This window comes from Spirosoma soli (assembly GCF_042684525.1).
GTDB lineage: Bacteria > Bacteroidota > Bacteroidia > Cytophagales > Spirosomataceae > Spirosoma > Spirosoma soli.
Genome location: NZ_JBHULN010000003.1, coordinates 150,667 through 173,556, shown reverse-complemented (window position 1 = coordinate 173,556; position 22,890 = coordinate 150,667). Strand labels below are relative to the sequence as shown.

Annotated in this window: 17 protein-coding genes; 5 read left to right on the top strand and 12 right to left on the bottom strand. The window is 53.6% G+C overall.

The genetic code is table 11. From position 1 onward, the window contains the following. The 3 genes from ACFSUS_RS06835 to ACFSUS_RS06825 are packed head-to-tail and all read right to left on the bottom strand — an operon-like array spanning position 1 to position 2,313. Entirely contained in the window at positions 1-438 is a 438-nt protein-coding gene (locus ACFSUS_RS06835) for an organic hydroperoxide resistance protein (RefSeq protein WP_381520927.1), read from the bottom strand. Positions 439-487: 49 nt separating this feature from the next. After that, a complete protein-coding gene (locus ACFSUS_RS06830; protein ID WP_381520925.1) occupies positions 488-1,615 on the bottom strand; it encodes an alkene reductase in 1,128 nt (375 codons plus the stop codon). Positions 1,616-1,656: 41 nt separating this feature from the next. Further along, entirely contained in the window at positions 1,657-2,313 is a 657-nt protein-coding gene (locus ACFSUS_RS06825) for a DsbA family oxidoreductase (protein WP_381520923.1), read from the bottom strand. 127 nt (positions 2,314-2,440) lie between these two features. On the opposite strand from ACFSUS_RS06825, the gene ACFSUS_RS06820 reads away from it, so the two are divergent. After that, a complete protein-coding gene (locus ACFSUS_RS06820; protein WP_381520921.1) occupies positions 2,441-2,821 on the top strand; it encodes a winged helix-turn-helix transcriptional regulator in 381 nt (126 codons plus the stop codon). Positions 2,822-3,096: 275 nt separating this feature from the next. On the opposite strand, the gene ACFSUS_RS06815 is transcribed toward ACFSUS_RS06820, so the two are convergent. After that, positions 3,097-3,408 (bottom strand): ATP-binding cassette domain-containing protein, encoded by a 312-nt coding sequence (locus ACFSUS_RS06815; protein WP_381520919.1) that lies wholly within the window; start codon positions 3,406-3,408, stop codon positions 3,097-3,099. Between the two features lie 4 nt (positions 3,409-3,412). After that, the gene (locus ACFSUS_RS06810) at positions 3,413-4,609 is read right to left on the bottom strand and encodes an MFS transporter (RefSeq protein ID WP_381520915.1); all 1,197 of its coding nucleotides are present in this window, start codon (positions 4,607-4,609) and stop codon (positions 3,413-3,415) included. Between the two features lie 148 nt (positions 4,610-4,757). Here ACFSUS_RS06810 and ACFSUS_RS06805 point away from each other — a divergent pair, with 148 nt between their 5' ends. Genes ACFSUS_RS06805 through ACFSUS_RS06795 form a run of 3 tightly spaced genes read left to right on the top strand, consistent with a single transcriptional unit; the run spans position 4,758 to position 7,237 of the window. Beyond that, a complete protein-coding gene (locus tag ACFSUS_RS06805) occupies positions 4,758-5,393 on the top strand; it encodes a MarR family winged helix-turn-helix transcriptional regulator (RefSeq protein WP_381520913.1) in 636 nt (211 codons plus the stop codon). Further along, positions 5,393-6,001, top strand: coding sequence for a DNA-3-methyladenine glycosylase I (locus tag ACFSUS_RS06800; RefSeq protein WP_381520911.1), 609 nt, complete (start codon positions 5,393-5,395; stop codon positions 5,999-6,001). Before ACFSUS_RS06805 ends, ACFSUS_RS06800 begins: the two co-directional genes overlap by 1 nt. 33 nt (positions 6,002-6,034) lie before the next feature. After that, positions 6,035-7,237 carry a DUF763 domain-containing protein gene (locus tag ACFSUS_RS06795; RefSeq protein ID WP_381520908.1) on the top strand — a complete coding sequence of 401 codons (1,203 nt, stop codon included), beginning with the start codon at positions 6,035-6,037 and terminating at the stop codon, positions 7,235-7,237. A gap of 31 nt (positions 7,238-7,268) precedes the next feature. Here ACFSUS_RS06795 and ACFSUS_RS06790 read toward each other — a convergent pair whose 3' ends face one another. From ACFSUS_RS06790 to topA, 3 genes are all read right to left on the bottom strand, one after another. Continuing rightward, a complete protein-coding gene (locus ACFSUS_RS06790) occupies positions 7,269-7,964 on the bottom strand; it encodes an SIR2 family NAD-dependent protein deacylase (RefSeq protein WP_381520907.1) in 696 nt (231 codons plus the stop codon). Between the two features lie 25 nt (positions 7,965-7,989). Further along, positions 7,990-10,269: a glycoside hydrolase family 20 protein gene (locus ACFSUS_RS06785; protein WP_381520905.1), complete on the bottom strand. Its 2,280-nt coding sequence runs from the start codon at positions 10,267-10,269 to the stop codon at positions 7,990-7,992. Positions 10,270-10,410: 141 nt separating this feature from the next. After that, entirely contained in the window at positions 10,411-13,074 is a 2,664-nt protein-coding gene (gene topA, locus ACFSUS_RS06780; RefSeq protein ID WP_381520902.1) for a type I DNA topoisomerase, read from the bottom strand. Positions 13,075-13,376: 302 nt separating this feature from the next. On the opposite strand from topA, the gene ACFSUS_RS06775 reads away from it, so the two are divergent. After that, complete coding sequence (locus ACFSUS_RS06775) at positions 13,377-14,201, top strand: DUF4349 domain-containing protein (RefSeq protein WP_381520899.1); 825 nt, start codon at positions 13,377-13,379, stop codon at positions 14,199-14,201. Between the two features lie 38 nt (positions 14,202-14,239). Here the strand turns inward: ACFSUS_RS06775 and ACFSUS_RS06770 are convergent, their stop codons facing one another. The 4 genes from ACFSUS_RS06770 to ACFSUS_RS06755 form a co-directional block, all read right to left on the bottom strand. Next, entirely contained in the window at positions 14,240-16,126 is a 1,887-nt protein-coding gene (locus ACFSUS_RS06770; protein ID WP_381520897.1) for a heparinase II/III domain-containing protein, read from the bottom strand. After that, the gene (locus ACFSUS_RS06765) at positions 16,123-18,057 is read right to left on the bottom strand and encodes a heparinase II/III domain-containing protein (RefSeq protein WP_381520894.1); all 1,935 of its coding nucleotides are present in this window, start codon (positions 18,055-18,057) and stop codon (positions 16,123-16,125) included. The genes ACFSUS_RS06770 and ACFSUS_RS06765 overlap by 4 nt, the downstream gene beginning before the upstream one ends. Before the next feature lie 105 nt (positions 18,058-18,162). Continuing rightward, positions 18,163-19,608, bottom strand: a complete 1,446-nt coding sequence (locus ACFSUS_RS06760; protein ID WP_381520891.1) for a RagB/SusD family nutrient uptake outer membrane protein — start codon at positions 19,606-19,608, stop codon at positions 18,163-18,165. A 12-nt stretch (positions 19,609-19,620) separates the two neighbouring features. Next, positions 19,621-22,875 (bottom strand): SusC/RagA family TonB-linked outer membrane protein, encoded by a 3,255-nt coding sequence (locus ACFSUS_RS06755; protein WP_381520888.1) that lies wholly within the window; start codon positions 22,873-22,875, stop codon positions 19,621-19,623. Positions 22,876-22,890 lie beyond the last annotated feature (15 nt).

Genomic DNA, 22,890 nt, shown 5'->3' with positions numbered 1-22,890 from the left:
TTAGCCTTCGATAATTTGATAGGTCGTCTGAACGTTACCCCGCGTGGCGTTGCTGTAGGCGCATACCGTCTTGGTCGCTTCGATCAGTTCTTCGGCTACTTCCCGGCTAACACCGGGTACCTGGATAAACAGGTCGGCCGACAGACCAAAACCGCCTTCCTGCTGCAACAGATGCACCTTAGCTGTTACGCTGACGTTCTTAACATCCACCGGTAACTTGCGCTGGGATGCCACAAAGGACAGGCTTTGCCCAAAGCAGGCCGAAAAACCGGCCGCAAAAAGCTGCTCAGGATTAGTGGCCCCGCCGTTGCCCCCAATCTCTTTGGGGAAGGCCAGATTGACACTCAACAGATTATCGGATGACTGAGCGTGACCGTTGCGGCCACCATTGGTAGTTACTTCGGCTATATAAAGCGCCTTGTTAGCTTGTGTTTCCATGATTTTTGTTTGTTTAACGGTTGGTTGTATTGAAGAAAAAACTGATTGCTTAGAAAGTGGATGCCAGCGTCTGACTGGCCAGCGTGGGGTAATCGGTATACCCATCAGCGCCACCGCCGTAGAGTCGTGCCCCGTTGACCTCGTTGAGTGGAGCACCCTGCCGGAACCGCTCGACTAAGTCCGGGTTGGCCAGAAACGCCCGGCCATAGGCAATCAGATCAGCTTGTCCGGCAGCGATGGCTTCGGTACCCGTATTGAAGGTTAGCCCGCCGTTGAGGATGATCGTTCCGCCAAAGGTCTTATTGATCCGGGCCAGAAAATCAGCGGTGAAACCACCCGTACCGAACGTAGCCTGGTTGAACAGGTGAATGTAAGCTACGCCCAGTTTGCGCATCTCAGCCGCCAGGTACAGATACGTGGCTTCGGTTTCAGGGTACGAGGGCTGATCGTGCAGATTACCGAAGGGTGAGAAACGTACGCCAACGCGGTTAGGCCCCCAGACCTCAGCGATGGCTTTGGTCACTTCCAGGGTTAATCGGCTGCGGTTTTCGATGGAGCCACCCCACTCGTCGGTGCGCTGGTTGGTCAGCGGATTCAGGAACTGTTCTAAGAGATAGCCGTTGGCGCTGTGGACTTCGATACCATCGAATTCGGCTGCCTGGGCCTGACGGGCTGCCTGGGCAAAGTCCGCAATGATGCCCGGAATCTCATCCGTCGCTAAGGCACGTGGCTCGCCATATGGTACCTGCGTTAAGCTGCCATCGTAGGCATAGATTGTTGCTTTGTAGCCCTGAGCCGGTATAGCCGAAGGCGCTACGTGAGGCTGACCGCCGGGCTGAAAATAAGAAAGTGACATGCGGCCCGTGTGGAACAATTGAGCGAAGATGCGTCCACCCGCCTGGTGTACGGCCTCGTTTACGCGCTTCCAGCCTACCACCTGAGACAGGGTAAACAACCCCGGCGCGTGGATATAGCCTACAGCCTGCGGGGAAACGTGAGTGGCTTCGGAGATGATCAGACCGGCACTGGCTCGTTGAGCATAGTAGGTAGCCATCAACTCGGTCGGTACGTCGCCGGGCGAGTTAGCGCGGTTGCGCGTCAGCGGGGCCATCACCATTCGGTTAGGCAATAACAGGTCACCGAGCCGATACGGCTCAAACAAAAGTTGCTGATTCATAAAAATTTAGTAGTTTGACTGGATAAGTAATGAAGCTTGGATTAGACCTCAGCCGGTAGCGGAGCGATCCGGGCCGCCTGGGTAATGACTTTCACGAATTGCTCGGGTGGCTGGGCGCCAACCAGCATAATCTGGTTGTTGAAAATATAGGTCGGTACGCTGGTAATGCCCGCAAACCGGTAAAGCCGTTGTTGGTGTCGAACCGTCGCGGCTCCTTCATGGCTGGTCAGGAACTGGTCAAGTTGCGTTGGCGACCACCCGAAAGGGGCCAATACAGTGTCCAGCTGGGTACGCTGGGTTAAATCCCGGTTTTCGGTGAAGAACGCCTTGAACAGAGCCATAGCCAGGGCATCCTGATACCCCTGCTGACCGGCTTTCCAGAGCAAACGGTGCAGGAGGAAGGTATTAGGCGAGTGCAGAATGGTATCAAAGCGCAGGTCTATTCCTTCGGCCTGGCCGGTGCGGGCCACCTCGGCGAATACAGCATCGCGCCGACGGGCTGAGCCGAACACCTGGGCCATGTGGGTGTGGCGTTCCACACCGCTTACTGGAATCTGTGGGAACAACTCGAACGGTTGCCAGTGAATCTGTGTTTCGACCTCGGGAATCTGAGTCAGTGCGTCCTCCAGCCGTCGTCGGCCGATGTAGCACCAGGGGCAAACCAGATCGGAGAGTATATCAATTTGTACCGGATTCATCGTCGCATCGTTGACCGGTTTTGCTTTTTTCGTCCCGATCAACGATACAAAGTTGGCCTTTTTACCTATTGTTAATCAAGTAGTTACGAAATTGTGTGCCACTTACGAAAATAATAGTGTGCTGACTATGAGAAAGTTGAATTCGTCGAATTCGCAGAACCGGCTGCAAATGATTACCAACTGTCCTCTGACGAGCAGCTTGATTCTGATCAATGGCCGGTGGAAGATGATAATCCTCTGGCAGATCAACGGTGGCATTATTCGCTTTGGAGAGCTACGCCGGGCGATTCCGTTGATTACCGAGAAGATGCTGACCGATCAGCTTCGGGAATTGGAGCGGGATGGCTTTGTGGAGCGGGTCGTTTATCCCGAAGTACCACCCCGGGTCGAGTACTCGTTAACCCCACTGGCCCAGTCGTTAATGCCTATTCTGGAACAGTTGCTGAACTGGGGAGAGCAGAATCAGGCCATCGAGCGGGTGAAGCAGCATTATTCAGGCGGTGGTTAGCGTCGCTTACTATAATAGGCTTTTTAACCCCAGTGATTACTTAACTGTTAGCGAGTTGACTCTGTATGCTACTAGCTGGAGTTGATAGTTCTAAAATAAAAATAATCGTCCCACGAAACGCTACTTTTAAGGAGAATAAATAGTCATTGGCACGAATCGTAATTCTCACGGTCTCCGCCATTGCGGTTTGAATCGGATGGCAACGGCCAACGGCACAGACCGCCCTGCGTCGCCGAAGCGACCGTAATTTTCGCCCCATTGCAAGAATTTCCGGGTTATAACTCTGAAAGACAAACCCGATGTGCTGCAACCGAAACTTGGCCAGCTGATTCTCTTTCAGGCTCGTGGTCGACTGGTCGGCCAGGCGTCCCTTCCCCCGGAGGGTAAATCACGCAGTTTGGCATGGAGAGCAAAGTAGTTTTGCCCAATCCGGCGGGGCCAATCAACAAGAACAAATCGCCCGGATAAAGTCGCAATGAGGCCGGTTTAAGCGCCTGAATGAGCGTACGTATCACCGAATTATATTCTTTAGAGGCTTCCCAAGGCTCAGCTACCGGCGGACTGGGGTTCGTTCTCGGGTCGGACATAGCCTTAAGCGGAGGTTGACGGGTTGATAACCGATGCAGATTGCCCAATTCCCTGAGCTAGCAGTAGGCTAACGAGCATGATGCCGCCCCCAATTAGATAGGTCGCCCCTACGTTCCAGCCGTAGAGGGCGGCTCCCGCAACGGGACCGATGATCCGCGCCAAGGCGGCCACACTCTGATATTGTCCCAATATCTGGCCCTGTTCAGCCAGACTGAAGGCCCGCGATACCAGAGCGGTACTGGCCGGCAACACCAGACCATACCCAATCGCGAACAGAATAATCAGGGCCACTTCGCCCGGCATAAAGGCCAAAGCTGGAATAAACGGCATGGTGGCCAGACTAAGGGCCATCAGAAAAAGACCCGTGAGCATCAGGGAACGCTCCCCGAATCGGGCAACGAGTTTACCCAGCAGTCCTCCCTGAATAACGGCGGTGATCACCCCAATCCCGGCAAACGTATAGCCGATCTGGGCATCGTTGAGGGCGAAGCGGTCACGCCAGAGCAGCGCACCCGTTACGGTCAGTATGGCAAAAGCGAGGGTAAACAGAAAATAGACGGTAAATAAGCGCGATAACTGGGAAGAACGCCCCACTGCCGCCAGCACGGATGCATCAAAGAAGCGGATGGGCCGACCCGTACGGGTAGCGGGGAGTGATTCCGGCAACTGGATGAGGGCCAGTGCTAAGTTGAGGGCGGCTAAGCCAGCAGCCACGTAGCCAACCCACTCGATACCCAGGTAAAACTTGACGGCCCCGCCCACGGGCGGCCCGAAGATGAAGCCCAATCCTAAGGCAGCTCCAATCATGCCCAGCGCTTTGGTCCGTCCTTCGAGTGGCGTACTATCGGCGATGTAGGCCTGGGCTACCGACAAGTTAGCCGAGGCCAGTCCGGCTAGCAGCCGCGAACCGATCAATAACAGCAGGCTTTGCGCCCAGCCAAAGAGCAGGTAAGCGACCACATTCAGCGCGATGGTCAGCAGCAGCACGGGCCGACGGCCATAGCGGTCGGAAAGACTACTCAGCACCGGTCCGAAAACAAACTGTGTCAGACTATAGGCTGCGGTCACTACGCCGACCATGGCCGCTGAAGCTCCCAGAGAGCGGGTATAATTGGGTAGCAGCGGGATAATGAGTCCATAGCCCATCAGGTCGAGAAAAATGGTTAGAAATAAAAGGCGGAGCGAGCGATTAGCATGCATGACGGACCGATTTATTTAGGCGAACTTTACCTTATTAACTACCGTTATGGTATAAATTGCTACATTATTGGAATATTAACTACGTTAGTAATTTGTTTGTTCTGGCAGAACGGTATTTTTTTATTACATTTCTGAAATATTAATTTAGATGACTTCAGAACAGCCCAGTATTGTGCCGTTGATTGTTTTGTGGGAGCGGTATGTTGGCGAGTGTAGCGCGGCCGGCTTACCGCCTGATCTGGCTCAGTTTGGGGGGTGGTTGCTTCGGCAGTCGTTGCCGGAAACGTCGGCTCCCAAGAAAGCTTCCCAACAGGAGTCCGCCAGCGTAACGGGCTACGATCACGTGCGCCTGATTGACAAAATCGGGATGCTGATCTGGCGGCTTTCGCGCTTCATGCGGGTTTCCTTCAAACAGCATTTTGAGGACCATCCCCTGCAAAGCATCGATGAGTTTTCCTTGTTAGCCGGGGCTCATCACATGCAGCAGCCCACCAAAACGCAGCTGTTTCAGAGTGATTTGCTGGAAGCGACCACCGGTACCCAGATGCTCGCCCGGCTTATCAAACAAGGCCTGGCCGAGGAGCGAGTCGATCCCGCCGACCGACGCCAGAAGCGGGTAGCGCTCACGGCCGAGGGGCAGACGGTTTACGAACAAGCAACGGAACAGATGGACCAGATTAGCGATGATTTGTTTCACATGTTGTCGACTCAGGAGCTTGAGCAATTAGAGAGCCTGCTGTTGCGGCTGAACCACTATCACACCAAACGCCTGGAGAACAGCTAATGACAAATAGACCATCGGGTTGCGGCTGGTTCGAGCGCCAGCCGTACCTGCACGATTTCCACGCCCACGAATGGGGCGAGCCGGTTCGGGACACGGACCTTTTGTTTGAGTACATCGTCCTACACACCTTTTCGGTAGGCATCGGTCTGTTGCTCGTCCTCAAAAAGCGGGAACACTTCCGGGACGAATTAGCCGGATTTGACCCCGAGCGGCTCGCTCGATTGGGGCCTGCCCAGTTGGAGACTCTGCTGGCTAACCCGCGACTCATCCGCAATCGGAGGAAGCTGGAGGCTGCCGTAGCCAACGCTCGGGCCTGGCTGACCTTGCAGGAGCAGATAGGAAGCTCTGAAGGCATCCTGTCGTTTTTTTACGACTTTGTGGACGGCTCTCCCCTGGATCGGCAACGACCCGAGCCCGAACTGCCCCCGGTATCGATTCCCCAAAGCGAAGGGATGAGTGGGGAGCTCAGGAAACGAGGATTTTCGCTGCTGGGTCCGGCTACCTGTTACGGGCTCATGCAGACCGCCGGGTTGGTCAACGACCACGCTGTAAGCTGTTTCCGACATCCGGTTTGTATAGAGCTGGCGTCTAATCCAAAGCACCGATAAATTAGTTGTTCAATCCATCAACCTGTATTACTCATGAAAAAATCTGGTTCTGCCGATTTGCCTCTCTACCGCGGTCCCATCCCATCGTGGTTATCGGATCGGATGAATGCCCTTTGCCTGGGTATCACCGAAGCCATCCTTCAGGAGTATGGTTCGGATGCGTTTTTGCGTCGACTGGCTGACCCCTTCTGGTTTCAGAGTTTTGGAGCGGTGCTGGGTATGGACTGGAACTCCTCGGGCGTGACAACTGCCGTCACTGCCGCCCTCAAGCGGGTGATCAATCCCCGATCCCAGGAGCTGGGCTTGTACGTCTGTGGTGGTAAAGGCAAAAGTTCGCTGCAAACCCCCACCGAACTGCTACGGGTGGGAGATAAAACGGGATTAGATGGTCACCAGCTAGCGTACTGTAGCCGCCTAAGCGCTAAAGTCGATAACACCGCTGTGCAGGACGGGTTTCAACTTTACTTACACAGCTTTGTAGTCAACACAGCCGGTAACTGGTCGGTGATTCAGCAGGGAATGCAAGGAGAAACGGGCATGGCCCGCCGGTATCACTGGCATTCGGCCTCATTGCAATCGTTCGTTGAAGAGCCGCATACGGCGGTCTGCGGTATTTCGCAAGGCACGATCCTGAATTTAGTGGCTAAGGAAGCGAAACCCTCGCAGGCGGCTATGTTAGCGATTATGGGTGAACATCCCGAGAAAATCTTAGCCGAGGCTCGTCATTTAGCGATGCCGACCCGGAAAGACGTTAAAGCCACAGATGTGGACTTGAAGCGACTAGGGGCCATGTTATGGGTGGCCCAGCAGCAAGCACCCAAGCAGTTTGAAGACGTATTGATGATGCCCGGAATGGGGCCTCGTACGCTGCAATCGCTGGCTCAGGTTAGCGAAGTCATCCACGGTACGCCCTCCCGCTTCAGCGATCCGGCCCGTTTTTCGTTCGCCCATGGAGGAAAGGGGGGCCGCCCCTACGCCGTGCCGACAACGGTGTATGATGAAACGATCCAAACGCTGCGGGAGTCGGTAGAACGGGCTAAACTGGGTCAGACGGATAAACAGCAAGCGTTAAAGAAATTAAACCAGATGGCGCAGGCGGCTGAGGAAAGCTTTACGCCCAATGCCGACGGCGAAGCCAGCCTGAAGCAATTCATTCAAACCGAGCAGCAAGCGTCCTGGCGATATGGCGGGCGGAGTATTCACGGACCTGAGCAGCCACCGGCTGGTGACGAGTAGATTGAGTTTTGCGGTGTGGAAGCTACTGAACTCATTCCGCCAGCAACTGATTCGCCAGCTGCGTTAGGCCAATCGTTGCTGGTTCGGCAATGAATGTCGTGTTGTCACGTCGGTGCATATCCGGAATATTGGGATCAACTACATAAATGGGCGTTCCTGGGCGAACGGCGTATACGAGTCCAGCAGCTGGATACACATTTAAAGATGTGCCGACGACAATAAAAATATCCGCCTGTTCGGTAATCTCCAGCGCTACGTCCATCATGGGCACCGCTTCGCCAAACCAAACAATATGGGGCCGTAGCTGCGAGCCTTTTTCACAGAGATCGCCTTTTTTTATTTCCCAACCTTCGATCTCATAAACTAAATCGGGATCTCGCGTACTGCGTGACTTAAATAACTCACCATGTAAATGAACTACATGCGATGACCCCGCTTTCTCGTGCAGGTTATCGACGTTTTGCGTAATCACTGTTACGTCATATTTTTCTTCCAGCTTTACCAGGGCCAGATGACCAGCGTTGGGCTGTACACTGAGGGCCTGCTTTCGGCGCTGGTTATAAAAATCCTGAACCAGATCGGGGTTACGCTGCCAGGCCTCGGGCGTTGCTACGTCCTCGATGCGATGATTTTCCCACAAGCCATCCGAGGCCCTAAAGGTAGGAATACCACTTTCGGCACTGATGCCGGCACCCGATAAAACGACAATTTTTTTTCGTGTATTCATTGAGACAAGATACGTAAAAGTGGCATTATTCCACCACAATTTCGTCGGTAGCAAACCAGGTTTTTGCGCCTGCGTTGGGATGACCGGCTGGGCAAACGCCCGCATTGCTGGCCCGAATCCGAACGTAACGAGCGCGGGCCGTTTTGAAATCAGCCACAACCGGCAGAATGTCCCAGGGGCCGGTTAGCTCGTACTTGACGGGTTGGTTGATGGCTTCCCTGAAATCGGCTCCATCTTTCGAGATCGCAATGTCAACGGATGTGGGCGGGAAGTTCTTGTCCAGAATCACTTTCAGGAAGTTCAACGAAACCTTGGTAACGCTTGTCACTTCGCCCAGGTCGAGAATGACATCCATGCCGGGACCAAAGAAATATACCCATTCGCGTAGGCTGCGGGGCGTGTCACCTCGTACGCCATCGGTCAGCTTTGCATTTTGGGCATCGCTGTCGGCATCCGGTCTAATAGCGTACGTGTATGACTTATTCTTGCCTTTATGGAGGGTGAAGGTTTGGGTCAGTTTTCCGCCGGTGGGCGTCATGGCCCGTAATGTAGTGGTTTTGTTGAGCGTTATCGGGCCGATGTACTCGGTGCTACGTTCGTTCGGCTCTTTGCCGTTGAGCGTATAAAAGATTCGGCTATCGCTGTCCAGCTTACTTAGTTTTACCTGTATCTGGCCCTGGTCGTTCGCCTGGGTCGTTGCTGAGATATCGAACAGCCGCCGGGCGTAGTTAATGTTATCAAGTTTAGGCAGGTGATTTTTGAGCCGCTGCGCAAAGTCCTCAAAATTACGCGGACCTGCCGGTATCCAGCCAATTTCCGCCAGGGCCAGCGCACGGGGCCAAACCATGTATTCGACACTTTGAGTATTGGGTATATATTCGGTCCAGAGGTTGCCCTGCACGCCCAGAATGTATTTCTGTTGATCGGGTGTCAGCTCGGCGGGCGTGGGTTCATAGGCGTATACTTTGTCGAGCGGGAGGTAACCACCAATGGCCAGAGGTTCGGTGGCTGGATTACCCTGATATTGGTCGAGGTAGCAGGTGGAACCGGGCGTCATAATCACATTATGCTTTTGTTTAGCCGCGGCAATGCCGCCTTCGGTACCCCGCCAGCTCATTACTGTTGCGTTGGGGGCCAGGCCACCTTCTAAGATTTCGTCCCAACCGATAATGGCCCGGCCTTTGCTAGTCACAAACTTGTCAATGCGCCGAATGAAATAGCTTTGGAGTTCGTGCTCATCTTTCAGGCCATTCTTCTTTATCAACTCCTGGCAAAAGGCGCTTTGTTTCCAGGCTGTTTTCGGGCATTCGTCGCCCCCGATGTGAATGTAGCGGCCAGGAAACAAGGCCATTACTTCGGTCAGCACGTCCTGCAAAAAGCCAAACGTCTTTTCGGACGGACAGAATACATCGTCGAAAACCCCCCATTTCGTAGCGACCTGATAGGTTTTAGCGGGATCACAACTCAGCTCCGGATAAGCCGCCAGTGCTGCGAGTGCATGCCCTGGCATTTCAATTTCCGGGACAATCGTCACGAAGCGAGCCTGAGCGTAACGCACTACGTCGCGAATCTCTTCCTGCGTGTAAAAACCGCCCTGTGGTTTGCCGTCAAACTGCTGGGGGTAGTTCTGGTTATACTGACCGATGAGTGTTTCGGTACGTCGGCTACCGATTTGCGTTAGCTTTGGGTATTTCTTAATCTCAATTCGCCAGCCCTGATCGTCGGTTAAGTGCCAGTGAAAGGTGTTTTGCTTGTGCATCGCCATCAGGTCGATATACTTTTTGACAAACGCGACCGGCATAAAATGGCGGGATACGTCCAGGTGCATGCCCCGGTAGGCGTAACGTGGCTTATCGGTAATCTGGCAGGCGGGCATGGTTACCCTGGCCGATCTGTCGGCGGGTAGCAGTTGCCGCATCGTTTGAGTAGCGTAGAAAAGCCCTTTTGGGGTCGAAGCCTCGGACAGCACCCGGCCGGGCGTAACGGTTAGCTTATAGCCTTCATCGCCCAGATTGAGCTTTTTATTAATCGTCAGAAAGATGTGTGCACCTTTAGCCAGCGCCGGATTGGCTAGCGCAACGGTCAACGCCACATGGTTGCTTGCTTTGAGCTGGTTACTAAACGTTTGGGCCACGGATTTGGCCGCTGCGTCATTCGCTGGAGACACGACGATACGTGTGGTAGACGAAAGGGCGAACTGGCCGTTTTGACCAGCAAATCGGGCCGGAAATGGAATGAGATTGTATTGGTTGTCGGTCTGGGCAGCTAATGTGATGGGCAATAACAGGAGCAACAGATACTTCATGTAACAAGACGTAGTGGTGAGATTGAATCGGCAAAATAACGAGGTTTTGCCGAAGGCAGGTAATAAAAAAACCGTTCAGTAGCAGAACCTGACGGGGTGCTTACTGAACGGTCGTTAATTGGTTAGGAGCAAAGAAAGCAGTTACTTCTTCTTAGCAGCAGTTGCTTTTTTAGTCGTAGTCGCTGCTTTTGCTTTAGCTGGCGCTTTTGCAGCGGTTGCCTTCGTGGCAGCTGCTTTTTTCGCTGGAGCTTTGGCGGGAGCTGGGTCATCACCCGCCAACCGTAAGCAGTCTTCCAAGGTCAGCGACGCCGGATCGACATCTTTCGGAATCTTGACATTCCGCTTGCCAACGGCCAGATACGGCCCATACTGACCGTTCACAACCTTAACGGCTGGGTTTTCGGGGAACTCCCGAATGTATTTGTTGGCTTCCGCTACCCGCTTAGCTTCGATGAGTTCAATGGCCCGGTCGAGGGTCAGGTTCATTAGCTGCTCATTACGTGGGATCGAAATATACTTATCCTCAAACTTCACGTAAGGGCCGAAACGTCCTTTGCCAGTCGTGACAAGCTTACCTTCGTACTCACCGAGGGCTTCACTTACCGATTCGGCCCGCTTCTGCTGAATAAGTTGAACCGCACGGTCCGCATCGATTGTATACGGGTCGTCTTCCCGCGTCAATGAAACGTACTTGTCGTCGTGCTTTACGTAAGGGCCAAACTTACCGATGCCAATGACCATGGGTTTGTCCTCAAAAAAACCAACTTCGCGGGGTAGTGAGAACAAACTCAGGGCGTCTTGCAACGAAATCGTTTCGATGAGCTGACCGTCACGCAGGTTAGCGTAACGGGGCTTTTCCTCGTCGCTGGCTTCCCCAATTTGTACGTAAGCACCGTATTTACCCAATCGCGCCGAAACGGGTTTGCCCGTGGCCGGATCGGCGCCAAGGACGCGTTCGCCTGTCTTAAACGATACGCCTGACGATCCCTGAATGTCTTCGATGTTCTTGTGGAAATCCCCGTAGAAGCCTTCCAGCATCTTCTGCCAGTTACGTCGTCCGCTGGCAATTTCATCAAAGTCTTTCTCGACGGTTGCTGTAAATTTATAATCGACAATGTCGGGGAAGTACTCGACCAGGAAGTCACACACAACCATACCGGTGTTGGTCGGAAAGAGCTTGGCCTTTTCAGAACCGAAAGTTTCCTTACCGCTCGTTTCACTAATCTGGTTACGTTGCAGCGTATACTCAACGTATTTGCGCTCCTGACCGGGCTTATCCTGTTTCACAACGTAACCCCGGTTAATGATCGTAGAAATCGTGGGCGCGTAGGTCGACGGACGACCAATACCCATTTCTTCTAGCTTTTTCACCAGTGACGCTTCCGCATAGCGGGGCTGCGGACGAGTGAATTTTTCAGTTGCTTTCATCTGGCCGAGGTTCAACGTCTGTCCGATGGTCAGCGGAGGCAACATGCCTTTCGAGTCTTCGTCCTCCTCGTCGTCTTTCGATTCTAGATAAACCCGTAAGAAGCCATCAAACTTAATTACCTCGCCCTGAGCAACGAGTTCGGTCGGTAACTTCTGCGGCTCCGCTTTTGGCGTATCAACGAATGGACTATCATCCACCATCGCAACCGTATTGAGCTGTGTGCCATTGGCAAACCGAATGCTGATCGTTACAGTCGTGCGTTCGAGTTGTGCATCGGCCATCTGCGAAGCAATAGCCCGTTTCCAGATCAGTTCGTACAAACGTTTCTGGTCTCGGTCGGCCCCGGCGTTGCGGTCGTTGAAGTTCGTTGGGCGAATGGCTTCGTGGGCTTCCTGCGCCGACTCGTTCTTGGTCTTAAACTGCCGGGTCTGCACGTATTTGGGGCTAAACTCCGTCTCAATCTCGGTTTTCGCCTTGTCAATAGCCTCCTGCGACAGATTGGTTGAGTCCGTTCGCATGTACGAAATCTTACCGGCTTCGTACAGGTTTTGGGCGATGCGCATGGTGCGATCAACCGAGTAACCTAGCTTACGGGATGCTTCCTGTTGCAAGGTCGAGGTCGTAAACGGTGGCGCGGGTGATTTCTTGGCTGGCTTGGTTTCTAAGTTCTTGATCGTGAACGTAGCGCCAATACAAGCTTCCAGAAACGCGCGGGCTTCGCCGGAAGTGGCAAAGTTTTTCGGTAGTTCGGCGTTCAGCACCTTATTCCCGTCCACAATGAATTGTGCCGTCACCTTAAACGACGATTTCGACTGGTGTTTGTCGATCTCACGTTCGCGCTCCACAACAAGCCGAAGCGCAACGGACTGCACCCGACCTGCCGACAGCCCCTGACTACCGCCCTTAATCTTACGCCAGAGTACCGGCGAAAGCTCATAGCCAACCAGCCGGTCGAGTACGCGCCGGGCCTGTTGGGCATTCACCAAGTCGACGTCAATGGTCCGGGGCGACTTAATGGCGTTCTGGATAGCATTTTTGGTAATCTCACGAAAGACAATCCGCTTCGTGTTGTCTCGCAAACCAAGGGCTTCTTTCAGGTGCCAGGAAATAGCTTCACCTTCGCGGTCGTCGTCCGTAGCGAGCCATACCTCTTCGGCCGACTTCGCCAGCGTTTTCAGTTCGCTGACCAGTTTCTTCTTATCGGGCGAAATTTCGTAAGACGGTTGGAAGCCGTTCGTCACATCTACAGCCAACCCATCTTTAGGCAGGTCGCGTACGTGACCGAAGCTCGACTTCACCGTAAAGTCTTTGCCCAGATAGCCTTCTATGGTTTTCGCCTTCGCCGGCGACTCCACAATGACTAAGTTTTTCGACATAATAGGTTGTTCAGGTTGATGGATATCCACTGCCTTGCATCACGTACCGCCTACTCGGCCCGATCTGAAAGGCATGGAGCCAAATATAGACGCAAAAGCCCTGACTTATGCAACTGGTCAGGGTATGTACGTTGAAATGAAAGCCGAGGATTAGTTGTACATAAGTAACAATATGTACCGAATCAACGTTCGGTTTGTGCTGCCAAAAACCCTATAAATGAGCGTTTAAGGTATATGTTTTGATACATTAAAAAAACTTGGCTTTATGTGTGCATTCTGCCTGTACTAAGCATCATAATAGTATGAATAAATTTTTCTATTTCGTTTTTATTTCCCTAGCAGTAGCTTGTCAATCCAGGCCGGAGGCACCGGATACTGCCGAGGTATCTCAAATGAAATTGTCGGCTCCCGAACAAGAAGCTCCACCAACGGCGGTTGAGGAGTCTGTTCAACCGACAGTACCTGCCACACGAAAGATTGTCCGTAATGCGCAACTCCGCATTCGGGTAAGCGATTTTAACGCATCTGGAAAGGCGATTGAGCAAGCGGTTCGCCAGGTGAATGGGCAAGTGGCCAACTCGAATGAAACGAAGTCAGACAACAGCATCGAGAATGCGCTGACAGTTCGCGTTCCGGCCGACCGTTTGGATGCGTTTATCGATTTGGTCCTGAAAGAATCTATTTTCACGGATACAAAGACCATAACGGCTGAAGACGTTACCCGCCGATACGTAGATGTTGAGGCTCGAATTAAAAGCAAAAAGGCCGTTGAAGAAACGTACCTGAAGCTACTCAAACAAGCTAAATCGGTGGCCGATGTCTTGAAAGTGCAGGAGCAACTAGCCCGGATTCAGGAGGAACGGGAGGTACAGGAAGCGGAATTACGACAGCTTAAAAACGAAATTGCCCTTAGCACGGTCAATCTCACCTATTACCAGCAAACCGAAACGGCCCTTCGTCCAGAAGAGCCGTTTTACCGCCAAATAGCGCACAATCTTGCCGATGGATTCAGGCTGGTGAGTAGCGTGTTGGTTGGCGTATTCTATTTTGTTCCCCTGGGGTTGGTAGTGGCTGGCGTCATCTGGCTGGTTTCGCGTTGGCGTCGGCAACGAAGAAAGGCCGCGTGACGTTAGTAGTTTTCTAAAAGAAGTCAATCGACATCCTGTCAATGAGGCCACTGTTGCAGGGGCTGAACCTGCTGACTAACGGCCTTAGCCGATTTTTCGGGAATGAGCAATACTGAAAGCGACGCTTTGGTACTGGCCGGTACTTGCACCTCAAAGCCAACCAACGTCGTACCGGGGTTTGGCGCGTCGTAATCGTGAGGAGGGTCGGTTGGCCAGGTTCTTAAGCTTACCGTCGCTGGTTCCTGCACTTTGAGGATGAGTTTCTTACCGTCTTTGGTTAGTTCAGCCTGATTGTTTCCTACTAATTTAACCGAAGTAGGGGTCAGCATTGTCCATCGAACAGTTGCGGGCTGGTTCAGGGTTTCGAGCTCATCCCGAACAACAACGTATGCTTTATTGACAATGGCAACCCCCCGGTTCGCCTTCCCCAGCGATTCATTGTATAAGCCGACGAGATCGGTGGTTGCCTGCATGAACGAAGGCGTATTGGATGTGCTGGTGATGGGAGCCCTACCCGCCACCTGCTGCAGCTGATTATTAACCGTAAGGGTGTTGTGGACAAAGTTATTGTAGCGAAATACCTGCCAGCGCTGCGAATCCTGACGCATGTTCCACAAGTCTACTTTCTTTGATTCGAGCGATTCATAGTCCTGCATACCAAAGTCCATGGCCCAGCGAACGCCATCGGCTTCCATCACAAACGAACCCGCATCCATGTGGGCGTGGCTGATACTGGGTCCACCGCCTTTCACGCCGACATAGATGGCTAACGGGTCGGACCAGGAGGTGCGCATGAGGGCCACCGGATTTTTACCGGCTCCGGTCCAATACGTGCTTTTCGGTTCTGGAAGGCTAGCCAGATTAACTCCATTACTCCACAACAAAGCCGCTGGCAACAGTCGGTCTCTGAGTTGTTTTTGGGTCTCGCTGGCATCGGTTAAATAACGGCGTTCTGTCCAAAGCAGGGCGGGGTCTTTCAACTTGGCTGCAAACCAAAACATAGCGGGTTGCAGCTCACCACTCAGGCCAGAATCCGAGTAGTTAAAGGCTTTCCCCGATGGACCGGTCATGTTTTCCATATAGGCTGCGGTAGTCAGAAAACCCGGTTGTTTGGTCAGACCGAAATCCTGCCCGAACAGTTTATCGAGAGCGCTAATCAGCATTACGTTGAAGCTGGTTCCGTAACCCCAGTACGAGTAACCTTCCGGATAAGCTCCGTCTGGCTTGTATTCACCCATCGGTAGCGTAACCGTCTCAATAGCCCGGTTAATGACCTGTTTAGCCACCTCCGGCTGATCTTCGTAAATGGCTATAGCGCCATACGTCATACCGGCATTGCAGACCTGATTCCAGTTGTTGGTGTTTCGCAGCCAGCCATTATTTTTCGAGTCTAGCGATGGCTCAATGCCTTTCTGTAAAATAGCCGTTTTGATGGCTGACCGAGATTGCTCGGACAAACCGTCGTAAAGCCAGTCGTACCCAATGGAGGCCGCCATCGTCATTTCGGCTACGTCCAGAAAATGGGAAGGGTTCCAGTCGCTGAAGGCTGATATGGCCAGCAACTCTTTTTCGCCCCGTTGCAGGTACTTGTCGTTGTGGGTCATTCGCCAGGCATACGACAGGTAGAACAAGCGACGCAGGGCTTCTCTGGACTTGTCAAGTAACCGCCGGCCAATCTGAATCCGCTCGACGGGTGCCATGCCGATCAATCGATCGCACTCTCCTAAAATGGCGGTGTGCAGAGCCGCCCAGTGGGCATCGGCTCCGGTCGTCCGCTTTATAGCTTCCTCTTCTCCTTTCAACAGCAGAATGCGCGGATGATCAGGAACCGTAGCAGACCCTATGTGATCGACCTGCGCCTGGGCGACTTCGTGCAGCGACAGCAGGGTTACTGAAATAGTTAAGAATAAGCGGACTAATCTCATAAGAGTGTAAATGTGAATGCCGTTTGACCTTTGGTGTTTCGGGGAATATGTGAGAGTAAAACGCGCTGAATGGGTCGATTGGCCCATTTGCTGGCGAGGGTGGCATCTTCCGGACTGTTTAACGGAATCGTTTCCGCTTTGGCCTGCCACACCTTTGCATCGTAGGCCAGCACAACAGTATGGCCATCCGCGGTCTGGAAGGTCACCTTGCCCGGCTGAGAGGTATTGACCTGACAGACCGTCATAAACGCCTGTTGGATGGATGTGGGCGGTTGACTCAGCACGTAGTTGTCCTGGATGAGGACCGCATTACGGCTCCGGTCGAGCTTCACCAACCGGTTCCAGCGGTCAACACCCGCTGCGGCCGGATAGGCTTTCGCCAGGTCCATTGCCAGCGATGATGCGTTGCTGGTTGCGTTGTATCGTACGTCCCTGGCCTCAAACGCCCGGCCTTCCGACTGACCAACGCCGTTTATGATCGGGAGATTGTGATAGAGCGACGTATTGTACCAGATGTCATAGCGCTTCGCCGAGAATGTCTTGGCGGTGTAGGCCCCTCGACCCACATCGATGATGACGGGCTGACCATTGGCATATAAAATGAAGTCACCAACGTCGTTATGGTTATGACTCTCGGCATTGTGACCACCGTGGGAGGCTACGTACAAACCCTTGTCGGAGCGGGCAGTCATTACCTGTACGTCGGTAAACCACGCGTCGCGTACGTCCTGAAACGTTGGAGTCTGACTGCCTGCTTCCCGAATGGTTAGCAGGTTCTGAACGCGCCGATGACGATTGAAACCCAACGGAGAGTCTGTCTGCTTAAACGTATGGTAGGCCCAGGTGCCAAACCGGGCCAGGGTGTCGTTCCGGATGCTGTTGCCGAATCGATACAGCATGAGGCCGTCGGGTTTCAGGGTTGGGTCAGCGTCGGCAAAATCGACGAAATAGCCGCCCGCGATATGCATTTTATAAACGTAGGACGCCATGTTCCGGATGATGGGGTCGTTAAAGACATTGACTTTTCCGTTGGTTGCGCTGTGCAGCAGTTCGAGGGCATCAAATACACAAGCGCCCGCTACAAACCAGTAACTGGGCCCTTCGTCGCAGCCACCGTCGTTGCCTAGGTCATTGATGTACAGGTCCAGGCCGTTCATGGCGCTGTGGACCATCTCCGTTCGGCGCATTTCATCGGTTTCGAGCAGGAGAGCCGCCGTTAGCCAGTTCGACATGATCCAGGGATTCCAATTGTTAACTTTGGCCCCCGGTTTTAAATACCCATAGCGGTCGGCATGTTCCATCAATGGAAGGAAAATACGCTGATTGGTTTCGGCGTACATCCGGGGACGTACCAGGGGCGAAACTTTTGCCAGCTGATCGCCAACGAAATAATCGGCGAGCGCCAATAGGGCCGCTGTTTCGGCGGCAAACAAATCCACCGTTCGATCGTCCACGTCGGGCAGGCCACTTTTCGCCCGTTGCGTGTTGAGGTGGGCCGGAACACCCCAGAAGCTCTCCTCACAGATGGACCACACGCCGTTCAGGATAGCGTCCGTAAACCGCCCTTTGCCTTCAATGGCTTCGGCCAGCACGAGCGTGAGGAGCTGGTTGCGCTTGCCAAACGACACTTGTTCGTAGTGACTTCGGTTGCCCGTACGTACGTATTCGAGGGTCAGGGTGGCCGGCAGCGATTCAAACGGGCGGGCAACTGCCTGCTCACCTGCTTTGATTAAGGACGTACGAACTGTATCGGGCAGCGCCTTTTGCCAGCCTTCGGGCGTGTTCGGATAAGGTTTCCACTGATCGAGTCGCGTAACCAGCGACCGGAGGGTGGTCAGTGGGAAACGAGTCGCCAACAGGTTGCGGGGCGTTACCTGCGCCTGGCTAAGCGTAACAGAAAGCCCCAGGCAAAGCAGAAAATAGTTTTTCATGATAGTTCAGGGCAGGAGGGGATGGCACGCGTGATTGGGAATGGTCAGGTATGGCCAAGGACCGCCGTATTAGCCACGCCTGACCATAGCCTGACCATTCGCACCTCAGTATCCTGGATTCTGGATTATTTTTGGGTTCAGCGTTGTTTCGCGCAACGGAATGGCGTACAGTTTCCGCTCGGGAGCTGGGCTCATGTTCGCATTGGCGGGGTCCAGCGTCAAATACTTGGCTTTGAAGGTGGTCATTGTCGACACATCTTTACCCCAGCGAATGAGGTCATGCCAGCGGTGCCCTTCATAACAAAGCTCAACCCGGCGTTCCTGTTCGATGGCGAGTTGTGTATCGGCGGCCGACAAACCAGTTTTAGGAGCCAGCCCAGCCCGTTGCCGGATGGTGTTTACTTGTGTTAAGGCCGGGCTCGTCTTGCCGTTGTTGTTGAGGGCTTCGGCGTAGAGCAGCACAATGTCGGCATAGCGCAAAATAGGCCAGTCATTGTCGCCTTCGTTCTGCTGGGTGATGTTATACACGAATTTCTTTGACCAATAGTAGATATTGGGTGAAGTCCCAAAAACGCCAATAAATGCATCCCGGCGCACGTCTCCTTTTTCAAAGGCGTCGTATAAGTCCTGCGTACCGATGTTAAAGCTATTGCCCGTGACACTGATGATGGTTGTGCCCGATGGTTGGGGGGCGAAATTATGGGCGAATGAATTGCCTTCGCCGAAGCCTCCGCTCACGTACTGGGCCGCGAAAATAATCTCATCGTTATTGTCGCGGCCAACGCCAAACACATCCGACACATTCGGCAGAATCCGATAGGTGCCGGAGTTGACCACTTCGGCGAGCTTCGCTTCGGCTTCAGGCCACTTTTTCTCCTGGATCAGCACTTTACCCAGCAGTGACTTAGCGGCTCCGATCGTAGCCCTGCCAATGTTTACACCGGTATATTTGGCGGGGAGGACCTTCTCGGCGTCCTGTAAATCTTTCTCGATCTGGGCGTACACATCGGCCACCGGGCTGCGTGTATAGGTGTAGGCATCCGATTCGGTGGTGATTTCTTTCAGTACGAGTGGCACGTCGCCGAAGTACCGAACCAGGTTGAAATACATCAACGCCCGCAAAAATTTGGTTTCGCCGATATACTGGTTCTTGGTGGCATCGCTGCTGAACGGTACGTTCGTGATCTTATCCAGAATGACGTTGCAGTTCGAGATCGTGCGGTAGGCGTCGTTCCAGCCGTTAGGCAGGTTGGTGCTGGACGACTGCCAGGTGAGCTTATCGAACTCGCCCGTACCGACCTCGCTTTCGCCGAAACTACGGGTGTTGTCGGAGGGAAGCTCAGTATACTGGTAATAGCTGTTATAAATACCCCGCAGGTTGCCGTAGGTACCTGTCAGAGCCGATTTTATGTCCGCTTCTGTTTTATAGAACCCCCCAACCGGAATCACATCCTGTGGGACCAGATCAACAAAATTCTTTCCGCAGCTGCTCGCCAGCAACGTGAGGCTGGCGGCAAGGAACAGACGTATAGAGTTTGTATGCGCTTTCATAGGATCGATGGGTTAAAAACTGATGTTCAAACCGAGCGTATACGTTCGGGCGGCCGGATAGGCTCCCTGGTCGATACCGGGCTGGATGGCCGAGCTGGCCTGCGTCGACGAGTCCTGGCTGATGCTCGTTTCGGGGTTATACCAGGGGTAGCTCGTAAACGTGAACAGGTTTTGCCCTGTCACGTACAACCGTGCCGATTGCAGCTTAACTTTCTGGAGCAGCGCTGCTGGAATAGTGTAGCCAAAGGTCAGGTTCCGAACACGCAGGAACGAACCATCAAACAGTGTCCGGTCTGTCAGGTTGTTACCTGGCGTGATACCGCCCGCGCCCGCCTGCGGAAATTGCACATCTCTCGTCGGGTTGGCGGGGTCGAACATGTTGTTGTAATACAGCGGAATGGTATTGAACACATTGTTGGCCCAGATGTGGCGCAGGTTTCCGTTGAGAACATTGGAGCCTTGAACACCCTGCAAAATCAGCGTCAGATCGAAGCTTTTGTACTGGACCGTGTGCGTCATTCCGTAAATAAATTTCGGTATCCCCTGACCTAGTTTAACCCGGTCACCTTCGTCGATTTTGCCATCGCCGTTCTGATCCTTAATAATCCAGTCGCCGACTTTATCGCCCGTGACGTATTGGGGGTATTTCGCCAGATCGTCGGGGGTTTTAAAAACGCCGATGACCTGAAAGCCATACATGTTGCCAATCGGATCGCCGACTTTCACCTGGTAGACATTATTCCAGCCGAAGATTGACCCCTGTGGGGGCAGCGCCGACGGACCTCCCAGGTCGAGAACTTTGGTGCGGTTGCCCGAAATATTACCGTCGATTGTCCAGCGCACGGCACCTACGGTCAGGTTTGCCCGTGCCGAAAGCTCAAGGCCGCGGTTCTGTAAACTACCCAGGTTCGTGCGGAAGTTAGTCGCATAACCAACAATGCCAGGCAGATCTTTCTGGAACAGCATACCGTTGGTTTTGCGGCTGTAGTAGTCAATGGCCAGCGTAAATTTGTCGTTCAGGAAGCCCATTTCCAGCCCAACGTCGGTCTGGTTATTCTTTTCCCAGGTCAGGTTATAATTGGCAAAGCCGTTCTGCGCGTAACCGAACTGCCGCACCCCCCCAAAGCTGTAGTTACGCCCTTGCACGCTATTGGTCCAGTTAAAGCTACCGATATTCGCGTTACCCGTTTCGCCGTAGCTGGCCCGAATCTTTAGTTCGCTGACGGTATTTTTGAGCGTATTCCAGAATGGCTCTTCGCTGATGCGCCAGGCTCCCGAAAACGACGGGAACGTAGCAAAGCGATTGTTGGGTCCAAAGCGCGACGAAGCATCCCGACGAACGGCTGCCGACAGGATGTATTTGCTTTTGTAATCGTAGGTTATCCGCCCGGCAAACGAGAGAAAGGCATTCTGGTCGTACGATAACTCGCCAACCCGGTCGGGCGAGGCCAGGGGGTTCGGAAGCAGGCTTGTGGTGTAGCTGCCCGCCCGCCCGCTGGTTGCTGTTGTTTTCGACTGAAGCTTTTGCAGCGAATACAACCCCAATACGGTGAAATTGTGGCTGCCAATCGTTTTGCTGTAGGTGGCTGTGTTTTCCCAGACCCAGTCAAAGGCGGTTCCATTCGCTTCGCGGGCGAAAATCTGGGCCAGTACGGGATTCGTGCCGTTGGCTTTCGGGGCAGACTCATTGGCCAGCGTTGCCGGAATGTAGGCCGACTGGTCGTTGATGTTCAATGTGGCTCCCGCCGAAGTTTTCAGCCGTAGGTTCGGGATGGGTTCCCATTGCAGAAAGCTGGTGCTGAAAATTCGGAAGTTTTTCAGTAGATTCTTGTTCAGCTCCAGTACCGCCAGCGGGTTGTAGAGATTCGATTGGTAGAAAGCTGTTCCATTAGGGTTAAGGTTCCCGTCGAAACCCTGGGCGTAGTCGCCGTTGGGCTTATACACCGGAATCGTCGGGGGCATGTCAATGGCCGAAACCACCGCGCTCGGCACCGCCCGGGTACCACCAGTTTCAGTGCTGTTCGACCCGTTAAATTGACCGGCTGCCTGCTGAAGCATCTGAGCCGAATACGACGGAGCCATCGAGATACCGACTTTGAGTTTTGGACTCAAATCGGCATCGAGGTTGAACCGTATGTTATAGCGGTCATACGAGCTGTTTTTCAGGATACCGTCCTGCTTGAAGTAGCCCCCCGAAATGGCGTAGCGTACCTTATCCGTACCACCCGACGCCGAAATCTGATAGCTGGCGATCAGTGCCTTGCGGTAAATGGCGTCCTGCCAGTCGGTGTCGGGCAGGCTGTCCGGACGGGTGTCGAACACGGCCGGGTAAGGAACTGGCGTGTTCGGGTAATTGCGGGTACGACTCACGTACTTGACATTGTCAATGTACTGGTCCCGGTTCAGTAGTTTGATCTTTTTGCTGAGTTCCTGAAAACCCGTGTAGGCCGATACGGTAAAGGCCGTCTTACCAGCCTTCCCGCGTTTGGTCGTTACGATAACGACGCCGTTGGCCGCTCGTGAGCCGTAGATGGCTGCGGAGGCCGCATCTTTCAAAATCTCCAGCGATTCGATGTCGGTGGGGTTAATCAGGTTGAACTGGCTGGCGTCCTGCAGTGGATAGCCATCCACTACGTAGAGTGGAGTGCTGCCCGTACTGAGCGAACCCACCCCCCGTACGCGTATGGTGGGGGCGGCTCCCGGCGTAGCCCCCCGATCCGACTGCACCTGTACGCCCGGCGCCAGCGCAGCCAACGCTTCGCCCGGCGTACTGACAGGCTGAATGCCAATATTCTTTCCTTCTACCTTGGTAATGGCGGTCGACAGCGTTTTGCGCGACTGCTCACCGTATCCAATCACTACCACTTCGCTGAGACTTTGCGCGTCGCCCTCCAGCGTAACGTCCACAACGGAGCGGCTCCCAACGGCTACTTCCTGTCGTTTTGAACCAACCGCACTAAATACCAGCGTAACGTTGCCATCGGAGACGTTAATCTGGTAGCGCCCATCTTCGTTTGTCGTTGAACCGCGTGTCGTACCTTTCACCACAACATTAACCCCCGGCAAAGGCTCTCCTTTTTCGTCAGTTACCCGTCCCGTCACAATAACATCCCTGGGTACCAAACCGTGTCGATCTGGGCGGCTGACCCGTTCGGCAGCGGTTCCTGCATAGACAGTAGCGAAACCAGTTAACAACAAAACCGGCAACAAAGGCACTAGTCTTGTAAGAGCCGACACGAGTTGGCCACGATATACATGTCGATTCATAGAAGTAAGGGTTTA

Excerpts from the sequence above, each read along its gene's own strand:
- ACFSUS_RS06775 (WP_381520899.1), top strand. The coding sequence starts at position 13,377 with ATGAATAAATTTTTCTATTTCGTTTTTATTTCCCTAGCAGTAGCTTGT.
- ACFSUS_RS06810 (WP_381520915.1), bottom strand. The coding sequence starts at position 4,609 with ATGCATGCTAATCGCTCGCTCCGCCTTTTATTTCTAACCATTTTTCTC.
- ACFSUS_RS06755 (WP_381520888.1), bottom strand. The coding sequence starts at position 22,875 with ATGAATCGACATGTATATCGTGGCCAACTCGTGTCGGCTCTTACAAGA.
- ACFSUS_RS06820 (WP_381520921.1), top strand. The coding sequence starts at position 2,441 with ATGAGAAAGTTGAATTCGTCGAATTCGCAGAACCGGCTGCAAATGATT.
- topA (WP_381520902.1), bottom strand. The coding sequence starts at position 13,074 with ATGTCGAAAAACTTAGTCATTGTGGAGTCGCCGGCGAAGGCGAAAACC.
- ACFSUS_RS06805 (WP_381520913.1), top strand. The coding sequence starts at position 4,758 with ATGACTTCAGAACAGCCCAGTATTGTGCCGTTGATTGTTTTGTGGGAG.
- ACFSUS_RS06760 (WP_381520891.1), bottom strand. The coding sequence starts at position 19,608 with ATGAAAGCGCATACAAACTCTATACGTCTGTTCCTTGCCGCCAGCCTC.
- ACFSUS_RS06830 (WP_381520925.1), bottom strand. The coding sequence starts at position 1,615 with ATGAATCAGCAACTTTTGTTTGAGCCGTATCGGCTCGGTGACCTGTTA.
- ACFSUS_RS06815 (WP_381520919.1), bottom strand. The coding sequence starts at position 3,408 with ATGTCCGACCCGAGAACGAACCCCAGTCCGCCGGTAGCTGAGCCTTGG.
- ACFSUS_RS06825 (WP_381520923.1), bottom strand. The coding sequence starts at position 2,313 with ATGAATCCGGTACAAATTGATATACTCTCCGATCTGGTTTGCCCCTGG.
- ACFSUS_RS06795 (WP_381520908.1), top strand. The coding sequence starts at position 6,035 with ATGAAAAAATCTGGTTCTGCCGATTTGCCTCTCTACCGCGGTCCCATC.
- ACFSUS_RS06765 (WP_381520894.1), bottom strand. The coding sequence starts at position 18,057 with ATGAAAAACTATTTTCTGCTTTGCCTGGGGCTTTCTGTTACGCTTAGC.
- ACFSUS_RS06790 (WP_381520907.1), bottom strand. The coding sequence starts at position 7,964 with ATGAATACACGAAAAAAAATTGTCGTTTTATCGGGTGCCGGCATCAGT.
- ACFSUS_RS06800 (WP_381520911.1), top strand. The coding sequence starts at position 5,393 with ATGACAAATAGACCATCGGGTTGCGGCTGGTTCGAGCGCCAGCCGTAC.
- ACFSUS_RS06770 (WP_381520897.1), bottom strand. The coding sequence starts at position 16,126 with ATGAGATTAGTCCGCTTATTCTTAACTATTTCAGTAACCCTGCTGTCG.
- ACFSUS_RS06835 (WP_381520927.1), bottom strand. The coding sequence starts at position 438 with ATGGAAACACAAGCTAACAAGGCGCTTTATATAGCCGAAGTAACTACC.
- ACFSUS_RS06785 (WP_381520905.1), bottom strand. The coding sequence starts at position 10,269 with ATGAAGTATCTGTTGCTCCTGTTATTGCCCATCACATTAGCTGCCCAG.